Source organism: Pseudonocardia sp. EC080619-01 (genome assembly GCF_001420995.1).
Taxonomy (GTDB): domain Bacteria; phylum Actinomycetota; class Actinomycetes; order Mycobacteriales; family Pseudonocardiaceae; genus Pseudonocardia.
The window spans coordinates 1,744,420-1,762,668 of sequence record NZ_CP012184.1 but is presented as its reverse complement, the minus strand read 5'-3'; the positions used below and the strand labels follow the sequence as shown (position 1 = coordinate 1,762,668).

At 73.6% G+C, this 18,249-nt stretch carries 15 protein-coding genes; 8 read left to right on the top strand and 7 right to left on the bottom strand.

Annotated elements, in window-relative coordinates:
* Positions 1-13 precede the first annotated feature (13 nt).
* The gene (locus AD017_RS36110; RefSeq protein WP_202968840.1) at positions 14-658 is read right to left on the bottom strand and encodes an acyl-CoA dehydrogenase family protein; all 645 of its coding nucleotides are present in this window, start codon (positions 656-658) and stop codon (positions 14-16) included.
* A gap of 108 nt (positions 659-766) precedes the next feature.
* Between AD017_RS36110 and AD017_RS08090 the strand changes: the two genes are divergently transcribed.
* The 4 genes from AD017_RS08090 to AD017_RS08075 all read left to right on the top strand — a co-directional run bounded on the left by AD017_RS08090 (position 767) and on the right by AD017_RS08075 (position 5,675).
* Positions 767-1,651, top strand: coding sequence for a LysR family transcriptional regulator (locus tag AD017_RS08090; protein ID WP_060573816.1), 885 nt, complete (start codon positions 767-769; stop codon positions 1,649-1,651).
* Positions 1,652-1,792: 141 nt separating this feature from the next.
* Complete coding sequence (locus tag AD017_RS08085) at positions 1,793-2,617, top strand: mycofactocin-coupled SDR family oxidoreductase (protein ID WP_060573815.1); 825 nt, start codon at positions 1,793-1,795, stop codon at positions 2,615-2,617.
* Between the two features lie 12 nt (positions 2,618-2,629).
* Positions 2,630-4,084, top strand: a complete 1,455-nt coding sequence (locus AD017_RS08080; protein WP_060573814.1) for an aldehyde dehydrogenase — start codon at positions 2,630-2,632, stop codon at positions 4,082-4,084.
* A 67-nt stretch (positions 4,085-4,151) separates the two neighbouring features.
* Positions 4,152-5,675 (top strand): class I adenylate-forming enzyme family protein, encoded by a 1,524-nt coding sequence (locus AD017_RS08075; RefSeq protein WP_060573813.1) that lies wholly within the window; start codon positions 4,152-4,154, stop codon positions 5,673-5,675.
* 4 nt (positions 5,676-5,679) lie between these two features.
* On the opposite strand, the gene AD017_RS08070 is transcribed toward AD017_RS08075, so the two are convergent.
* The 6 genes from AD017_RS08070 to AD017_RS08045 form a co-directional block, all read right to left on the bottom strand.
* A complete protein-coding gene (locus AD017_RS08070; protein ID WP_060573812.1) occupies positions 5,680-6,597 on the bottom strand; it encodes a hypothetical protein in 918 nt (305 codons plus the stop codon).
* Positions 6,594-7,646: a phosphotransferase family protein gene (locus AD017_RS08065; RefSeq protein WP_060573811.1), complete on the bottom strand. Its 1,053-nt coding sequence runs from the start codon at positions 7,644-7,646 to the stop codon at positions 6,594-6,596. The genes AD017_RS08070 and AD017_RS08065 overlap by 4 nt, the downstream gene beginning before the upstream one ends.
* Before the next feature lies 1 nt (position 7,647).
* The gene (locus AD017_RS08060) at positions 7,648-8,145 is read right to left on the bottom strand and encodes an SRPBCC family protein (protein WP_060573810.1); all 498 of its coding nucleotides are present in this window, start codon (positions 8,143-8,145) and stop codon (positions 7,648-7,650) included.
* A 79-nt stretch (positions 8,146-8,224) separates the two neighbouring features.
* On the bottom strand, positions 8,225-9,061 hold the full coding sequence (locus AD017_RS08055) for a hypothetical protein (protein ID WP_060573809.1): 837 nt from the start codon (positions 9,059-9,061) through the stop codon (positions 8,225-8,227).
* Positions 9,058-10,254, bottom strand: coding sequence for an aromatic ring-hydroxylating dioxygenase subunit alpha (locus AD017_RS08050; RefSeq protein WP_060573808.1), 1,197 nt, complete (start codon positions 10,252-10,254; stop codon positions 9,058-9,060). The genes AD017_RS08055 and AD017_RS08050 overlap by 4 nt, the downstream gene beginning before the upstream one ends.
* 31 nt (positions 10,255-10,285) lie before the next feature.
* The gene (locus tag AD017_RS08045; RefSeq protein WP_060573807.1) at positions 10,286-11,821 is read right to left on the bottom strand and encodes a class I adenylate-forming enzyme family protein; all 1,536 of its coding nucleotides are present in this window, start codon (positions 11,819-11,821) and stop codon (positions 10,286-10,288) included.
* Positions 11,822-11,889: 68 nt separating this feature from the next.
* Here AD017_RS08045 and AD017_RS08040 point away from each other — a divergent pair, with 68 nt between their 5' ends.
* The 4 genes from AD017_RS08040 (at position 11,890) to AD017_RS08025 (ending at position 18,234) form a co-directional block, all read left to right on the top strand.
* Positions 11,890-12,477 carry a TetR/AcrR family transcriptional regulator gene (locus AD017_RS08040; RefSeq protein WP_060573806.1) on the top strand — a complete coding sequence of 196 codons (588 nt, stop codon included), beginning with the start codon at positions 11,890-11,892 and terminating at the stop codon, positions 12,475-12,477.
* 246 nt (positions 12,478-12,723) lie between these two features.
* On the top strand, positions 12,724-14,271 hold the full coding sequence (locus AD017_RS08035; protein WP_060573805.1) for an aldehyde dehydrogenase family protein: 1,548 nt from the start codon (positions 12,724-12,726) through the stop codon (positions 14,269-14,271).
* A 97-nt stretch (positions 14,272-14,368) separates the two neighbouring features.
* Positions 14,369-16,603, top strand: coding sequence for a molybdopterin-dependent oxidoreductase (locus tag AD017_RS08030; RefSeq protein ID WP_060573804.1), 2,235 nt, complete (start codon positions 14,369-14,371; stop codon positions 16,601-16,603).
* Entirely contained in the window at positions 16,600-18,234 is a 1,635-nt protein-coding gene (locus AD017_RS08025) for a 4Fe-4S binding protein (RefSeq protein WP_060573803.1), read from the top strand. The genes AD017_RS08030 and AD017_RS08025 overlap by 4 nt, the downstream gene beginning before the upstream one ends.
* Positions 18,235-18,249: the final 15 nt, after the last annotated feature.

The following is an 18,249-nucleotide window of genomic DNA, read 5'->3' as shown; positions in this document are numbered from 1 at the left end:
CGTCGAAGAACTCCTAGTTCTGGATCTGCTCCCCGGAGGTCATGACCAGCGGCCGGACCTCGATGCCCGGCGAGGTCATGTCGATCAGGAGGAACGTGATGCCCTGCTGCTTCTTCCCGGTCCGGCTCGTCCGGACCAGGCAGAACATCCAGTTCGCCTCGTGGGCGTGGGTGGTCCAGATCTTGCTGCCGGTGCAGACGAGATCGTCGCCGTCGACGACGGCGGACATCGACAGCGAGGCGAGGTCGGAGCCCGCCTCCGGCTCGGAGTACCCCTGGCAGAAGAAGATCTCGCCGCTCAGGATCCGGGGGAGGAAGTACGCCTGCTGCTCGGGCGTCCCGAACTCGACGATCACGTGGGCGACCTGCGAGATCCCCATCGGCGACAACGGCGGCGCTCCGGCGAGGACCGACTCGCGGGAGAAGATGTAGTGCTGGGTCAGGGACCAGTCGCAGCCGCCGTGCTCCACCGGCCATGCCGGGGCGGCCCAGCCGCGCTCGTGGAGGACCGCCTGCCACCGCATGCTCGCCTCGTGGTCGGCGTACACGCTCGTCATCAGCCGGCCGGCCCGGCGCAGGTCCGGGGTGAGTTTCTCGTCGAGGAACGCGCGGACCTCGTCCCGGAAGGCGAGATCGGCCGCTGACCACTGGAGATCCATCTCTGCTGCGCCACTCCCTCGCTCGCCGGTGCCGCCGCAACCTAACATGTATAGGTTGGCCCGCGGGAACGGTGGACAAACGGGTCGCCCCGAGGCGATGCTCCGGCTGTGGAGGTCCGACATCTCCGGTACTTCGTGGCCGTGGCCGAGGAGGCGAGCTTCTCCCGTGCGGCCGAGCGGCTCGGCATGGCCACCTCCCCGCTCAGCAGGCGGGTGCGGGACCTGGAGGGCGAGCTCGGTGTGCGGCTGTTCGTCCGCGACTACCACCGCGTCACGCTGACCGACGCCGGCCGGGCGCTCGTCGACGAGGCGCGCGGGATCGTCGAGCGCCTGGACGCCCTCCCCGGGCTGCTCCCCCCGGTGGCGTCGCGGGGGACGGTCGTCACCGTCGGGACGGCGCCCGAGGTGTCGGCGGACCTCCGCTCCCGGTTCCTCGCCCTGGTCCGCGCCGAGCGCCCGGGGCTCGTCGTGCGGCAGCGGCCCGCCAGCACCGCCCCGCTCGTGCGGGCGGTGCTCAAGGGCGAGGTGGACCTGGCCTTCGTCCACGGCCGCGTCGACGATCCGCGGCTGTCGTCGGCCGTCGTGGAGTCCCAGCCGGTCCGGGTCGTCGTGGCGCAGGGGATCGGCTTCGACGGGCGGGACTCGCTGCGGCTCGCCGAGCTCGCGCACCTGCCCTACACCTCCCTGAAGGCGTCGTCGGCCCCGTTCGTCGCGCACGCGGCGGACACCCTGCTCGCCCGGCACGGTGTCGCGGGCCGGCTGCCGGTGCAGGCCACGCACGCCGAGCTGGTGCCGATGGTCTCGGCGGGCGAGGCCTTCACGATGTGCGGTGCCCGGTTCGGGGCGACCCGCAACGTGTTCCTCCAGGAGCCGGTGCTCCTGCTCCCCTTCGAGGACGACCGCGAGCGGCTGGAGACCCACGCCGTCTGGCGGGCCGACCGGGGCGGTCTCCTGCACGGGCTCCCCGCGCTGTCGCGTCGCCTCCGCACGTGACCGGATCGGTCATCCGCAGGTCGCCGACGTGGTCGTGGACACGCTTCACCTAACGCCAATAGGCTTCGCGCACTCGCGGTGACGGGGCCGGGGGTGTGGTCCCGCTGTGGCCCCGGCCGTTCGATCGAAGGGGTGCCGTCCATGGGCAGGCTCGAGGGCAAGGTCGCTTTCATCACCGGGGCCGCGCGGGGGCAGGGGCGCGCACACGCCGTCCGGCTCGCCGAGGAGGGCGCCGCCATCGTCGCGGTGGACATCTGCGAGCAGATACCCACCGTCTTCTACCCGATGGCGACCAAGGAGGACCTCGACGAGACCGTCGCGCTCGTCGAGGCCGCGGGCGGACGGATCGTGGCCCGGGTCGCCGACGTGCGCGACCGGGCCGCGCTGGAGGCCGCCCACGAGGCGGGCGTCCGGGAGTTCGGACACGTCGACACCGTGCTGCCGAACGCCGGGATCATGCCGGTGATCAACGAGGGCGAGCAGCGACAGGCCTGGTTCGACGGCATCGACACGCTGCTCACCGGGGTCTGGCAGACCATGGAGGTCTGCCTCCCGTCGATGATCGAACGCGACCGTGGCGGGTCGATCCTGATCACCAGCTCCGCGGCGGGCCTGTCCAGCATCGGGCTGAACACCCTGCCCGGGCAGGCGGCCTACTCGGCGGCCAAGCACGGCGTCGTCGGCCTGATGCGGCTCTACGCCTCGCAGCTGGCGAAGCACTCCATCCGGGTCAACACGGTGCATCCCACGGGTGTGGACACGCCGATGGTCGCCAACGCGGCCTACGGCGAGTTCGTCGAGCGGTTCCCCGAGATCGCAGGCAGCCCCAACTACCAGAACCCGATGCCGGTCCCGCTCATCGAGCCCGTCGACGTCAGCAACGCGCTGGTCTACCTGGCCTCCGACGAGGCCCGCTACGTCACCGGCGTGACCTTCCCGGTCGACGCCGGCTACCTCAACCGCTGAAAGGAAGACGTCATGAACGTCCGTGACGAACTGCTGATCGACGGCGAGTGGCGCAAGCCGGCGTCGTCGGTACGGATCCCCGTCGTGTCGCCCTCCTCCGACGAGGTGATCGGCGAGGCCCCCGACGCGAACGCCGACGACGTCGACGCCGCCGTGCGGGCGGCCCGCCGCTCGTTCGACGAGGGCGTGTGGCGGCTGCGGCCGGTCGCCGAGCGGGCCGAGGTGCTCGAGCGCGCGCTCGGCCTGATCGAGCCGAAGCTCGACGAGATCGGCAGGCTGGTGACCGCGGAGATGGGGCTCCCCACCGCCTTCGCCGGGATGCAGATCCCGGGCGCACTGGCCGTCGGGAAGTACTTCCTCGACGTGGCACGCGACAGCCCGCTCTCCGAGGTCCGGCAGACCATGTACGGGCCGGCGGCCGTGGTGAAGGAACCGGTCGGTGTCGTCGCCTCGATCGCGCCGTGGAACGGCCCGTTCAACATGGCCGTCTCGAAGATCTGGCCGGCGCTGGTCAGCGGGTGCAGCGTGGTCTACAAGCCCGCGCCCGAGACCCCGCTCGACGCGTACTACATCGCCGAGGCGCTGGTCGAGGCCGGTGTCCCGGCCGGGGTGTTCAACTACGTCACCGGCGACCGCGACGCCGGGCGTGCCCTCGTCGCGCACCCCGGTGTGGACAAGGTCAGCTTCACCGGGTCGACGGCGGCCGGCCGCCAGATCGGGCAGGAGTGCGGCGGGAGCTTCAAGCGCCTGCAGCTGGAACTCGGCGGGAAGTCCGCGGCGATCGTGCTCGACGACGCCGACCTCACCACGACCATGACCGGCCTCGCGACCGGCTCGTTCTTCAACACCGGCCAGGTCTGCGCCGCCTACAGCCGGGTGCTGGTGCCGAGCGGCCGCTACGACGAGGTCGTCGGCGCCCTCGTGGCCACCGCCGAGTCGTTCGTGGTCGGCGACCCCTTCGACCCGGCGACGACCATGGGCCCGCTGGTGTCGAAGCGCCAGCAGGAGCGGGTGCTCGGCTACGTCGAGGCGGGCAAGGCCGAGGGCGCCTCGGTCGCCACCGGCGGCGGGGTGCCGGCCGGGCTGGAGAAGGGCGCCTTCATCCAGCCCACCGTCTTCACCGGCGTCGAGAACGGGATGCGGATCGCGCAGGAGGAGATCTTCGGCCCGGTCGCGTCGGTCATCCGCTACGAGACCGTCGACGAGGCGATCGCGATCGCGAACGACTCCGAGTACGGGCTGCACGGCGCCGTGTTCACCGCCGACCCGCAGCGGGCGGCCGACGTCGCCCGCCGGGTCCGGACGGGCACCTTCAGCGTCAACTCCTTCACCTACAACACCGAGGCGCCGTTCGGCGGGGTGAAGTGCTCGGGCGTCGGCCGGGACACCGGTGCGGAGGCCGTCGAGTCGTACTACGAGCTGAAGACCGTGAACCTCACCGAGGACATGACCCCGCTGTTCTCCTGACACTCCCCGGGGCGCCGGTCCGCCGGCGCCCCGGACCCGTCCGTCCCACCACGCCCTGGAGGATCCCGTGAGCGGCACCGTCGTCGACGCCCTGACCTGGTGGGTGCGCACGGTCCCGGACCATCCCGCCGTCGACCTCGACGGCGACGTCCTGACCTACGCCGAGCTCGACACCTGGGCCGACGGCGTCGCCGCCGTCCTGCGCGGGCACGGCGTGGCGCGGGGCGACCGGGTCGGGATCGTGGGCACCAACAGCCTCGAGTGGTGTGTCGCGGCGGTCGCCGCCTGGAAGATCGGGGCCGTGGTCTGCGGGTTCAACCAGCGTTTCCTCGCCGCCGAGCTCGGGGCACTGGTGTCGCTGTGCGAGCCCGCGGTCGTGTTCGGCGACGCCGCCCACCTGCCGGTGCTGGAGGAGGTGCGGCGTTCCGGGCCGGAGTTCATCGTCCTCGGGCTCGACGACGCCGTCACGGGCGCCCGCGGTGGGGAGCACGACCCGGCCCCGGCGTTCGGGGCCGAGCCCGACGACCCGACCTCGATCGTCTTCACCAGCGGCACGACGGGCACGCCGAAGGGCGTCGTGTTCACCCACCGCACGATCGCCGGGATCATGCACGAGTGGTCCCTGGGCGAGCGGGTCGGGCCCAACGACCTGCGCGTCCTGCTCGTCCTGCCGATGTTCACCGCGGCGGGCGTCGTGTGGGGGCTCTCCCGGAGCCTCGTGCAGGGCGGGACGATGTACCTGCAGCCGGGCTTCGACCCGCCCCGGGCGCTGGAGGTGCTGCAGGAGGCCCGGATCACCACCTTCACCGGCCCGCCGATCCTCTTCGAGCAGATCTCCCGGGTGCCCGGGTTCGAGCGGGCACGGCTGGACCACCTCACGACCGCGTGGGTCGGCGGTGCGCGGGTCCCGGTGCCGCTGCTGGAGAAGTGGCGCCCGCGCGGGGTCGCGCTCCGCCAGCTCTACGGGCAGACCGAGATCGGCGGCACCGCCACCGCGATGTCCGCGGAGGGGGCGCTGCGGCATCCCGACAAGTGCGGCTGGGGCGGGCCCTTCACCCGCATCCGGGTCCTCGACCCCGACGGGCGGGACTGCGCCGTGGGCGAGGTCGGGGAGATCGTCATGCGCGGGCCGGGCATGTTCCCCGGCTACTGGCGCAACGAGGAGGCCACGAAGCAGGCGCTGCGGGGTGGCTGGCTGCACACCGGCGACCTCGGGACGCTCGACGCCGGGGGCCTGCTCACCTACGTCGACCGGATGGGCGAGATGATCAACTCCGGCGGCCTGAAGATCTCGCCGGCCGAGCTGGAGACGGTGATCGCCCAGGTCCCCGGGGTGATCGAGGTGGCCGTCGTCCCGGTGCCCGACGCGAAGTTCGGCGAGACGTCGGCCGCGGTCGTCCACGTCGACGGGGACCTCGCCCCGGCCGACCTGGTCGCGTACTGCAACGAGCGCCTCGCGGACTACAAGGTGCCCCGCTACGTGATCACCCACGACGGGCCGCTGCCGCGGATGGCGAGCGGGAAGATCGCCAAGCGCGAACTGCGTGCGGTCTACGCCGACGCGCCCGAGCGCTTCCCGAAGGTCCGCTGAGGGCTCACGACCCGGTGCCGTGCTCGTGGGCGGACAGCCACGCCCGGTGCTCCGGCGATGGCGAGGCACGCTCCCGGACGGCGAGGTGCCCGCTGCCCAGCCGCCCGCCGCAGCGCCAGGTCCCGTAGGTCTCGGTGGCGAAGTGCCCACCGTCGTGGGTGGACACCCCCGAGAGGTCCGTCTCGCCGGTGAACTCGTAGCCGTGCCCGGAGCCGGTCCACACCTGCAGCCGGGCGGAGAGCGGGGTGTGCCCGTCCTCCGCGGTCGTGATCCGGTTGGCCACCCGGACGACGCCGTGCCGCACCCCGCCGTCGACGACGTAGCCGTAGTCCCCGCGGCCGCGCCGGTCGCTGGTCATGGCGTAGACGACGGCGAACAGGTCCTCCCCGAAGGTCAGGTGCCCCCAGCGGTAGGTCGCGGCGAGGTCGCCGTAGTCGCGCGGGCCCCAGGAGTGGTCGTGGAAGGCGAACGCGGTGGCGGTGCCGCCGTCCGGGAACGTCGCGGCGACCCGGCCGAAGACCTCGTAGTGCCCGGTGCCCGGCGAGCGGTAGTCCGAGATCGTGTTCCCGCGGGGCGCCAGCGGCTCGGTGAACCCGGTGAAGGCCAGCTCCACCTGCGGCAGGCGGGTCGTGTACTCGCGCAGCGGGACCGTGGTGCTCACGTCCAGCGGGCCGGCCCGGAACTCCGCGGGGTCGTAGTCGTCCATCGGGACGTTGAGCGACTGGTAGCGCTCCAGCACCTCGCCGCCGCGGGCGACCCAGCTCTGCACACACGCACGCCCGCGCGCGGGCTGGAAGTCGACGTGGTGGTACCCGCCGGAGCGGGTGAGCGGGTCGTACCAGGAGGTCAGCCAGGACTCCTGCCAGCCCGGCACATCACTGTCGGGGTGGTGCCGGTGGTGGTCCTCGGGGGTGTAGCTCACGCGGGGTCCTCCAGACGCGAGTCGATCCGGTCCAGCAGCCTGCGGACGCTGCGGGGGTCGTCGTCGCCGGGGACCGGCAGCTCGGCGCGGGCGCGGTCGGCGAACGCCCCGGCCCGCAGCAGCGCGAGCTGGAACAGGGCGAACACCTCGTGCCAGCGCAGGTCCACGACCGGCAGGCCGGTGCCTGCCCGCCAGCGGTCGAGCGTCTCGTCGCGCGTCCCGAGCCCGGGCAGGCGGTCGACGCCGGCGTCGGTGCTGTGGTTGCGGTCGAACATCAGCCACCAGGCGAGGTCGACCGTCGGGCCGCCGAGCGAGACCATCTCCCAGTCCAGCACCGCGGTGCACCGGGTCCCGGCGAACAGCATGTTGCCCAGCCGGGCGTCGCCCCAGGACAGGCCGGCGGGCGCGTCGGCCGGGACGTGCGCGCGCACCCAGTCGCGGACGCCCGCCAGCGGCCCGAGCGGCGCCCGCTCACCGACCCAGTCCGCCATCCGCTCCCAGTACCGGACCAGCGGGGCCGGCCCCGGTTCCAGGAAGTCCACGGTGGACACGTCGGCCCGGTGCAGCCGGCACATCTGGTCGAGCGCGTCCTGCCAGAGCGCCCGGCGCGCGTCCGCGGGCAGGCCGTGCAGCGGACCCGCGGTGTTGTAGTTCGGGTAGTCGGGCGGGACGAACCCGGCCACCCGCTCGGTCACCAGGAACGGGGCACCGAGGACCTCGCCGGTGGGGTCGACGCCGTACACGGCGGGCACCGGCACCGCGGTGTGCGCGGCGACCCACCGCAGCGCCGCCGCCTGCCGCTCCAGGTCGGGATCGAGGTAGGCGGCCGCCTCCGGGACCGTCAGCCGCACGACGATCCCGCGGGTGCCCCGGGTGGTGCGGCACTCGGCCAGGACCGTCTCGTTCGCGGTGCCCGCGCCCTCGGCCGGGCGGGCCCGCTCGACGGCCAGGACGCCGTCGAGGGCACCGTGCGACCGCAGCCAGTCACCCAGCCGCCGTTGCAGGTCGTCGAGGTCGCGGCCGGTGCGGCGGAGCAGGTCGACGGCCACGTCAGCCGGTCCGTTCCGCGACCCGCCGCAGGCCGGCGAGCGACCGGCCGATGTTGTCGCGCTGGAACTCCGCGAACGTGTGGCCGCCGGTCACGATCCGGTCCACGACGGCGGCGACGACGTCCGGCCAGGGGCGCTCGTCGGTCCACGTGAGACGGACCCGGGTGGCGGTGCCGTCCGGTTCGAGCTGGTACCGCCAGGCCGCGTTGCGGATCCGGAGCGACGGGGACCGCAGGCCCCAGTCGCGGGCCGAGAACCCGAAGCGGCGCCCGGGCTCGACCTCGGTGACGACGCAGCGCGTGGTCCACTGCAGCGGCCCGCGGCGGTTGCTGCCGACGAAGGCGTCGCCGACCGCCGGGGTGGAGCCGGCCGGGAGCGTGGCCCCCGTGTTCTCCGGGCTCCACTCCGGGTAGCGGGCCGGGTCGGCGACGAGCCGCCAGAGCGCCTCGGGGGAGGCCTCGACGTGGATCTCGTCGCTGATCGTGCGTGACCGCGGCATGGCCGGTCTCCTCGCGTCGTCGCCGGGGAACGACCGCAGTGTACGAGACAAACGACGAAGTCCGTCATCTGTCCGCTGATCAGTCGATCCGGAACACCAGATCGCTGCGGTCGTGCTCGAACAGCTGTCGGCGCAGGGCCTCCAGGAGCGGCTCGTCGTCGTCGGCGGCGACCGCCTCGACCGCGCCCGCACCCGCCGCACGCAGCCGCCCGACGGCGGTGGCGACGACGGAACCGAGCGCGGCGGACCGCTCGTGTCCAGTGGTCCCGGGGGCGGCGGCGACCGCCGTGATCTCCGCGGGCCCGTCGCCGCAGGCGTGGCGCACCGTCGCCGTCCCCGCGGCGACATCGATCCGGACCGCGTCCCCGGCGGCCGTGCCCTCGTCGGGCGCCGTCGGGGTCCCGGTGTCGGCCGGGGTGGGCTCGTCGGACGGGAGCACCAGGTGGTGCCGCACGGCTGACGTGGCCACGCCGGACCGGCGCGCCAGCCGTTCGGCCGCCGGATGGCTGCCGTGCGCGACCGCGTGCAGCGTGTGCAGGCCGGTGCCGGCCCACCCACCCCCGCCCACGGCGCGGGTCCCGAGCTCCTCACCGACCGCGGTCGCGACGCCGATCGCCCGCCGGCGCGGGTCGACGACCAGGTCGGCGGCCCCGGTGCCGTCCCCGAGGTCCCGGATCGTCAGCACCCCGGCGAGCACGTAGGCGTCGTCGTGGTCGACGTCGTGCCGGTGCAGGCAGGTGTCGATCTCGATCACGGTGGTCGCGCCGGACGACCCGCCGCGGTCCGGCCGGGGCGGCCCGAAGCCCATCTCGGCGTCGTACCGGGCGGCCCGGTCGAGCAGGTCCCGGGCCGCGGCGGACCGCGCCGTCGTCCGCCGCAGCCGGACCAGGTCCGCTCCGAGTGCGCTCGTGGTCATCCCGCGTCCGGCTCGGTGCGGACCAGCCGGTCGAGCTCCCGGCGGAACAGGTGGTTCCCCAGCTCGTTGCGGCCCAGCAGCATCGTCCCGGCGTCCTGGCTGCGCATCGCGGCCTGCGATCCCTCCAGGATGGGGAAGTCCTCGTCGTGGATGATCGAGATCATGATCTTCCAGTTCTTCGCCCAGAGGGTGTCCCACTTCTCCTGATCCATCCCGAGCGCTTCGGTGGTCGGGGCCATGATCCGCATCTCCATCACCGAGTTCTCCGGGTCGGCGCCGTAGGGCCGGAACGTCAGCAGCTCGACGTGCGTGGCGTGCTTGAGCAGCATGCTGTTCGGCGCCATGAAGCAGCTCTCGATCGTGTGCCTGCCGATGTCGGCGCCGGCCGGGTCCTCGTCGCCGATGAAGCGGTCGATGCTCTTGCGCGCGGCGAGGAACCAGAAGTGCCTGCCGAAGTCCTCCAGCGCCAGCTTGTTGGTGTGCAGGACCTTCCCGGCGGTGTTCGGGTGGGCGTACTTGACGTGGTAGTTGTCGAGGAAGCCGTCCTGCATGATCTTCCAGTTGGTCGGCCGGTCGAAGGTCTGCGGTGTGACGCTGACCAGGTCCTCGATCGTGTAGCCGGCCAGGATCGCGTCCATCTCGGGCCCGAGCCAGCTCTCGACGTCGATCTCGCGCTTCGCGTTGTCGATCATCCAGAGGAAGCCGTGGCGCTCCTGCACGGGCAGCTCGACCAGGCCGTGCTTCGAGCGGTCGAAGTCGCCGAAGGTGTCGTCGAGGGTCACCGTGCGCAGCTCGCCGCTGGGGTCGTAGGACCAGCGGTGGTACGGGCAGGAGAAGAGCCGGCAGCGGCCGGACTCCTCCTCGACCAGCTGCGCGCCGCGGTGCCGGCAGGCGTTGACGAAGGCCTTCACGCCGCCGTCGCGCTGACGGATGACGATCGCGTTGTTGCGCGGCAGCCTGCGGGTGAGGAACTCGTTCGGCTTCGCGATCTCGGAGCCGTGCGCGACGATGAAGGGCACCTCGCCGAACACCCGGTCGCGCTCGAGCGCGGCGAGCTCGGTGTCCCGGTACTCCACTGCCTCGGACGGCGCGATCTCGCCGAACTCGTCGGTCGTCTCCTTCTCGACGTGCCGGAGCATGGTGCGGAACGCGCGGTCCCGGCGGTCGGTGGCACTGGTCTCGTCGACGGTCATGTCGGTCCTCCTCGTCGTCGTCCGGGTCGGTTCAGGCGGGCAGCGGCTTGCGGCCGTGCCGCCGGTGGGTGTCCGGGATGTCGGTGTGCCGGGTGCGGATCGCCGCCTTGTCGATCTTCATGCTCGGGGTCCGCGGCAGCGGGTCGTCGACGAGGACGACGTAGCGGGGCATCTTGTAGGAGGCGAGACGGGCCCGGCAGTGCTCCAGCACCGCCTCCTCGGTGACCGGTCCGGCGGTCCGCAGGAGGAGCGCGGGGGTCTCGCCGAACTCGTCGTCGGCGACGCCGATGACGGCGACCTCGACGACGTCCGGCAGGGTGAGCGCCGCGCGCTCGACCTCGGCCGCGTAGACGTTCATCCCGCCACTGATGATCATGTCCTTCAGTCGGCCGACGATCCGCAGCGCACCGTGGTCGTCGACGACGCCGATGTCACCGGTCCGCAGCCACCCGTCGCCGAACGTCTCGGTGGTGCGCGTCTCGTCGTCCCAGTACCCGGCGGCGACCCCCGGCCCGGAGATCCGGATCTCGCCGGGCTCGCCCGCCGGCAGCGGGGCACCGTGCGGGTCGGTGACGGCGACCCGCGTGAGGATGCCGCCCTCGCCGACGGACTCGGGGCTGCGGACCGCCATCTCCACGGTGGGGAAGGTGACGTTCGACAGCGACTCGGTCAGTCCGTAGGCCTGGCGCAGTCCGACGCCCTTGGCCGACCACGCCTCGATCAGCTCGGTGGTGACGGGGTTGCCGCCGGTGAAGGCGACGGTCAGCGACGACAGGTCGGCGTCGGCGAACTCGGACAGGCGCGCCATCTGCTCGTAGAAGATCGTGGTGGCGGCGAAGGTCGTGATCCGCTCGTCGCGGATCAGCCGCAGCGCGGTGCCGGCGTCCCAGCGGGGGAGCAGCACGACGCTGCCGCCGAGGACCAGCGGGCCCAGGAAGCCGTTGAGCAGGCCCGCCGCGAACGAGAACGCGCTGACGTTGAGGGCCCGCCCGCGGAGCAGCTCCGGTGCCTGCAGGGTCCACTCGAAGAACGCGCCCAGCAGGGACTCGTGGGTGTAGACGACGCCCTTCGGGTGTCCCGTCGAGCCGGAGGTCGGAATGATCGAGACCGGCCGGGACGGGTCGCGGGGCAGGTCCGGGAGCTCAGCAGCCGAGGCAGCCGAGGCGGCCGAGCCGACCTCGCCGAGCGTGCGGACCGTGGGCGCGCCCTCGCCGATCCCGTCCAGCACCGGCCGGTGCCCGTCGTCGGCGAGCACCAGGACCGGGTCGATCCGCGCGAACACCTCGGAGAGCTCGAACGCCCCGAGCCGCTCGTTGAGCGGGCAGAGCACGGCGCCGGCGCGGAGCACACCGAGCGCGGCGACGGCCCAGTCCACCGAGAGCGGCCCCAGGACGCCGACCCGGTCACCGGGGCGGACCCCGGCGTCGACCAGGGTGCGGGCGGCCGCGTCCTGTGCCTCGACGAGCGAGCTCCAGGACAGGGCGCGGTCGGGGTCCTGCAGGGCGGGCGCCTCCGGGCGGCGCCTCGACCAGGCGTACAGGGCGTCGAGAACGGTGGTGTTGCGCATCGTCGGGCGTCCTCCGTCGTGGTGGGTGGGGTGGTCGTACGCTCGGCTCAGCGAGCGAGAGGGTGGGGATGGGGCGCAGGCCGCTCATCACGCGGGACGGTGCAGCGCGCGCCGCGCTGGAGATCGTCGACGAGGGCGGGCCGGCGGCGTTGAGCCTGGAGCGGCTCGCCGCGGCCCTGAGCGTCCGCGCGCCCTCGCTCTACAACCACTTCACCGACAAGGCCGAGATCCTCGCCGAGGTCGCGCGGATCATCGTGCTCGACACCCCGCGTGTCCCGGACCCCGAGCCGGGCCGGTGGCAGGAGTGGCTGGTCGAGGAGACGACGCTGTTCCGCCGGTCGCTGCTGCAGCACCCGCGCGCCGTCCCGCTCGTGGTGGAGCACCTCCCGCAGCCGCTGCTCGTACGGCTCTACCAGCAGTACTCGCGCCTGCTCGCGGCTCACGGCGTCCCGGAGCGGATGCATCTCTTCCTCCTCGAGGCGGCACACCGGATGGCGATCGGGTCGGCGATCAGCACGGCGAACGGCCGGGCCGCCCTGCAGAGCCTCGACCCCGGATCCGGGGACGGGCCGCCGGTCGCGCCGGACGAGGAGGACGAGCGACGGTTCGTCGAGATGGTCCGCACCTTCCTCCGCGGGGTCGACCGGGAGATCTGAGGTCTCCCGGTCCCACCAGTGGGGCCCTTGTTCGTCCAAATAAGCTAACAGCTTTAGTAAATGCTGGTCAAGGAGACGTCACGGAGGACTGACTGCGCCGGTCGCCGGCGGCGCGGCCGGTCGGGGAGCGGCGTGCCGGTGGTGCTTCGTTACATATGACGGATAGTGTCCGGTGATCGGCACCACGGCTCGACGCCGCCCACCCGGGCCGTCGGCCGGTCCGGAGTCCAGCACTCGAGGAGACACATGAGCACCACGACCGAGCAGGACCGCACGGCGTCCGGCGACCAGGCCGAGCGCGAGGTGCGCTGTCCGGCGGACGGACGCGTCGTCGGGTCGGTCCCGCGGCACGGGGCGGCCGACGTCGCGGCGGCCGCGCGCGACCTGCGGGCGGCGCAGCCTGCATGGGAGGCGCTCGGGCCGAAGGAGCGCAGCAGGCACCTCCGCCGGTGGCTGGACTGGCTGCTCGACAACGAGCAGCGGGTCATCGGCCTGGTCCAGGCGGAGACCGGCAAGTCGTGGTCGGACTCCGCGGTCGAGATGCAGGTGGCGCTCGACGTCATCAACTACTTCACGGCCAACGCGGAGAAGTTCCTCGCCGACCGCAAGGTCGCGTCGGCGGGCCTGCCCAACAAGGCCCGGAAGCTGCGGGTCCAGGTCCGCCCGTACCAGCTGGTCGGCCTGATCACGCCGTGGAACGGCCCGCTGGCCGGTCCGATGATGGACGTCGTGGGCGCCCTCGTGGCCGGTGCCGCGGTGCTGAGCAAGCCGTCTGAGGTGACCCCGCTGACCTGGGCCGCCGCCGTCGAGGGATGGAACGAGATCGGTGCCCCGCCGGTGCTCGCCTGCCTCACCGGTGACGGCGGGGCGGGCGCCGCGGTCGTCGAGGAGGTGGACATGGTCATGTTCACCGGCTCGGTCCGGACCGGACGGACGATCGCCGCACGCGCCGGCGAGCGGCTCATCCCCTGCAGCCTCGAGCTGGGCGGCAAGGACGCGATGATCGTCCTGGCGGACGCCGACGTCGAGCGGGCCGCGGGCGGCGCCGTCTGGGGCGCGATGATGAACGGCGGCCAGGCCTGCATCTCGGTCGAGCGGGTCTACGTCGAGGCCCCCGTGTACGACGAGTTCGTCGCGAAGGTCGTCGAGAAGATGCGTGCCGTCCGCCAGGGCATGGACGCGCCGGGTGCCTACGCCACCGAGATCGGCTCGATGGTCACCCCCGCCCAGCTGGAGATCGTCGAGCGGCACGTCGCCGACGCCGAGGCCAAGGGTGCGCGGATCCTCGTCGGCGGGAAGCGGGGCGCCGCGGGCGACGCCTACTTCGAGCCGACCGTGCTCGTCGACGTCGACCACTCGATGGCCTGCATGCGCGAGGAGACCTTCGGGCCGACCCTGCCGATCATGAAGGTCGCCGACGAGCACGAGGCGCTGCGGCTCGCGAACGACTCCGACTTCGGCCTGTCGTCCAGCCTCTGGACCCGCGACCGGCGCAAGGCCGACCGGCTGTCCCGGCTGATCGAGGCGGGATCGGTCTCGATCAACAACGCGCTCGTCGCCGTGTTCCAGCTGCCGGTGCCGATGGGCGGCTGGAAGCAGTCGGGGCTCGGGACCCGGTTCGGCGGGGCGAACGGCGTGCTCAAGTACTGCCGCCAGCAGTCGATCGTGTCGGAGCGGATGGCGCTGAAGGCGGAGCCGAACTGGTACCCGATCGTGCCGTCGCGCAGCGAGTTCATGGCGAAGGTCGTGCGGTTCCTCGGCGCCCACGACTGGAAGCGCCGGCTGGGTCGCTGACCGTCCCCCGCCGGGCGGTCCTGTGGCCGTCCGGCGGGTCCGGTGCGACGAGATCGGTGTGGGCGGGCGACCCGGTCGGCGATACACTGGACACATCATGTCTCGTGTTGAACGGCACCGGATCTGCCCGCTCTGCGAGGCGACCTGCGGCCTGCTGATGGAGTTCGACGGCCGGGTCGCACGGTCGGTCCGCCCGAACCCGGACGACCGGTTCAGCCGCGGGCACGCCTGCGCGAAGGGGCTCGGGCTGGCCGACCTGGACAACGACCCCGACCGGCTCTCGGTCCCGCTCGTCCGGCGCGACGGGGAGCTGCGCGAGGCGACCTGGGCGGAGGCGTTCGCCGAGATCGGGCGCCGGCTGCCGCCGCTGGTGGCCGACGACCCGCAGTCGGTCGCCGTCTACACCGGCAACCCCGCGGCCCACCACCTCGACCACACGCTCTACCTGCCCGCCCTGCTCGGGGCGATCGGCTCCCGCAACCTCTACTCGCCGGCGAGCATGGACACCTGGCCGAAGAACCTGGTGACTGCGCTGCTCTACGGCACCGGGATCGGGATGTCGCTGCCGGACATCGACCGGACGGACTTCCTCCTGCTGCTCGGGAGCAACCCGCTGGTCTCCAACGGCAGCACCGTCTGCGCCCCCGGGTTCGGCGCGCGGCTGGACGCGCTGCGGGACCGGGGCGGCACGCTGGTCGTGGTCGACCCCGCCCGTACCCGGACCGCGGAGGTCGCCGACGAGCACCTCGCCGTCCGTCCCGGGACGGACGCGCACCTGCTCATGGCGATGCTCGCGGTGATCGACGCCGAGGGCCTCGTCGACACCGGGGCGGCCGGCACGCTCGTCGACGGCCTCGGCACCGTGCTCGACGCCGCCCGGCCCTTCACCCCGGAACGCGTGGCGGACGTCTGCGGGGTGGCGGCCGGCACGATCCGCGACGTCGCGATCCGTTTCGCGACCGCCCGCTCCGCCGTCGTCCACTCCCGGATCGGCACCTGCACCCAGGAGTTCGGCACGCTGGCGAACTGGCTGGTCGAGGTGCTGAACATCGCCACCGGCCGGCTCGACGTCCCCGGCGGTGCGATGTTCGCGACGCCGCCAGGCGGGGGACCGACGACCTGGCCCGGCAGCATGAAGCAGCCGCCGTTCGGCCGCTGGCACTCGCGCGTGCGCGGGATGCCGGAGATGCTCGGCGAGCTGTCCGTCGCCTGCCTCGCCGAGGAGATCCTCACCCCCGGCCCCGGGCAGGTGCAGGCGCTGGTCACGATCGCCGGCAACCCGGCGCGGAGCATCCCGGGCAGCGCCACGATGGAACGCGCGCTGCGCGAGGTCGGCTTCCTGCTCTGCCTCGACACCTACCTGAACGAGACGACCCGGCACGCCGACGTCGTGCTCCCCGCCCCCGGTCTGTTCGGGCACGGGCACATCGACCTCACGCTCAACCACTTCCAGATCCGCGACGTGGCCCGCTACAGCCCGCCCGCCGTCACCCCCGCGCCCGGCGCGATGCCGGAGTGGCACCAGGTGCTGCGGATCGCCGCGATCGTCCGTGGCACCCCGGACCTGCCGATCGAGGTGATGGACGACGAGGTCGCCGACCAGTCGGCCCGCCGGGCCGCCCGGCTCTGCGGGACCGGCCAGGACGAGGTGCTCGCGGCCGTCGCCCCGCGGACGGGGCCCGAGCGCCTGGTCGACATGCGGGTGCGCAGCGGGCCGTTCGGCGACCGGTTCGGCGCCGATCCCGGGGGCCTGACGCTGGAGCTGCTCGAGCGGACCCCCGACGGCGTCGACCTCGGCCCGCTGGAGCCGCGGCTGCCCGGGGTGCTGCGCACCCCGGACGGCCGGATCGACGTCGCCCCGGCGCTGCTGACCGCCGACGTCCGACGGCTGTGGTCGAGCATCGGGCACGGGCACGCCACCGACCTGCGCCTGATCAACCGGCGCCAGCACCGCGGGATGAACTCCTGGCTGCACAACGCGCTGCCCTACCGGGACGACGGCGCGGGCGGCCTGATGATGCACCCCGACGACGCCGGGCGGCTGGACCTGGTGGACGGCGAGCTGGTCCGGATCAGCGCCGGTCCCGGCGACGTCGTCGCCGAGCTGCGGGTGAGCGCCGCGATCCGGCAGGGGGTGGTGAGCCTGCCGCACGGGTGGGGGCACACCGGGTCCGGGCTGCGGATGCACCGGGCCGAGGCGGCGCCGGGGGCCAACGTCAACCGGCTCGTCGACGACCGGGTGCTCGAACCGCTCACCGGGACCCCGATCTTCAACGGCCTGCGCGTCACGGTGACGCCCGCCGACGTCCCGGTGCCGGAGGGGGCCCGATGACGCACGTGATCACCCGGACCTGCTGCAACGACGCGGCGTGCGTCGACGTCTGCCCGGTCGACTGCATCCACCCCCGGCCGGGTGACCCGGGGTTCACGACGGCGGAGAGCCTCTACATCGATCCGGCCGCCTGCATCGACTGCGGGGCCTGCGCCGACGTGTGCCCGGTCGGCGCGATCGTCGGCGACCACGCGCTCGACGTCGAGGGCCGCACGAGCCTGCGCCTCGCCGAGACCTACCTCGAGGCGTTCCCGCCGGCGCCCGACCGCGCCCCGCGCCCGGCCCCGGCGCCGCGGCACACCGCCGGGCCGCTGCGGGTCGCCGTGGTCGGGACCGGCCCGTCCGCCTACTACGCGGCCCAGGAGCTGCTGGAACGGACCGGTGGCGACGTGTCGCTGACGTTGTTCGACCGGCTCCCGGTCCCGGGCGGGCTGGTCCGCTTCGGCGTGGCACCCGACCACGGCGCGACGAAGGGCTTCGGCGACGGGCTGGAGCGGCTGCTGCGCCGCCCGCAGGTCCGGCTGCACCTCGACGTCGAGATCGGCGAGCACCTGACGACCGGCGAGCTGCTCGCCCGGCACCACGCCGTGGTGTACGCGGTCGGTGCCTCCGGCGAGCGCCGGCTCGGCGTACCGGGGGAGGACCTGGCCGGCAGTCTGCCCGCTCGCGACCTCGTCGCCTGGTACAACGGCCATCCCGACCACGCCGGGCGGGACGTCCCGCTGGACACCGGGCGGGCCGTGGTGATCGGCAACGGGAACGTCGCGCTCGACGTCGCCCGGGTCCTGGTCTCCGGCCGGACCGCGCTCGCCGCCACCGACATCGCGCCGCACGCGCTGGACGCGCTGCGGGACAGCGCGATCCGGGAGGTGCACGTGGTGGGCCGCCGCGACGCGTCGCACGGCGCGTTCAGCACCCCGGAGCTGCTCGCACTGGACCGGATCGACGGGGTCCAGGTGCTCGTCGGTGACGGCGAGGCGGTCACCGGCCCGGTGGACGGGTACGCCGCCGGGCTCAAGTCCGAGGCGGTCGCCCGGTACGCGGGGCGCACGCCGGACCCGGACCGGCGGCGGATCGTGCTGCGCTTCGGCCGCACCCCGCGGGAGATCGTCGACGACGGCGCCGGGGCGGTGGCCGGGGTCCGGTTCGGCACCCCCGACGGCGGGACCGAGCTGCTGGACTGCGGGCTGGTGCTCCGGGCGATCGGGTACCGCGGGACGCCGCTGCGCGGCCTGCCGTTCGACGACGACCGCGCGGCCGTCCCGCACGCCGCGGGCCGCGCGCTGCACGAGCCCGGCGGGGCGCCGCTCACCGGCCACTACGTGACGGGCTGGATCAAGCGCGGCCCCTCCGGCGTCATCGGGACCAACCGCGGGTGCGCGGCCGAGACCGTCGCCGCCCTGCTGGAGGACCACGCGGCCGGCCGGCTCACGGACCCCGGGCCCGGCGCCGAGGCCGACCTCGACCGGCTCCTCGCCGAGCGCAGGCCCGGACGGGTCGGACTGGCCGGCTGGCGGGCGATCGACCGGGCCGAGCGGCTCGGCGGTCGCGCCGCGGGCGCTCCCCGCCGCAAGATCGTCACCCTGGAGTCCCTGCGCACCACCGCCGCACAGACACCCCCCACCCCCTGACCCGCCCACAGCCGC

Coding starts and splice junctions, on each gene's coding strand:
- AD017_RS08045 (WP_060573807.1), bottom strand. CDS start 11,821: ATGCGCAACACCACCGTTCTCGACGCCCTGTACGCCTGGTCGAGGCGC.
- AD017_RS08035 (WP_060573805.1), top strand. CDS start 12,724: ATGAGCACCACGACCGAGCAGGACCGCACGGCGTCCGGCGACCAGGCC.
- AD017_RS08060 (WP_060573810.1), bottom strand. CDS start 8,145: ATGCCGCGGTCACGCACGATCAGCGACGAGATCCACGTCGAGGCCTCC.
- AD017_RS08040 (WP_060573806.1), top strand. CDS start 11,890: ATGGGGCGCAGGCCGCTCATCACGCGGGACGGTGCAGCGCGCGCCGCG.
- AD017_RS08025 (WP_060573803.1), top strand. CDS start 16,600: ATGACGCACGTGATCACCCGGACCTGCTGCAACGACGCGGCGTGCGTC.
- AD017_RS08050 (WP_060573808.1), bottom strand. CDS start 10,254: ATGACCGTCGACGAGACCAGTGCCACCGACCGCCGGGACCGCGCGTTC.
- AD017_RS08085 (WP_060573815.1), top strand. CDS start 1,793: ATGGGCAGGCTCGAGGGCAAGGTCGCTTTCATCACCGGGGCCGCGCGG.
- AD017_RS08055 (WP_060573809.1), bottom strand. CDS start 9,061: ATGACCACGAGCGCACTCGGAGCGGACCTGGTCCGGCTGCGGCGGACG.
- AD017_RS36110 (WP_202968840.1), bottom strand. CDS start 658: ATGGATCTCCAGTGGTCAGCGGCCGATCTCGCCTTCCGGGACGAGGTC.
- AD017_RS08080 (WP_060573814.1), top strand. CDS start 2,630: ATGAACGTCCGTGACGAACTGCTGATCGACGGCGAGTGGCGCAAGCCG.
- AD017_RS08030 (WP_060573804.1), top strand. CDS start 14,369: ATGTCTCGTGTTGAACGGCACCGGATCTGCCCGCTCTGCGAGGCGACC.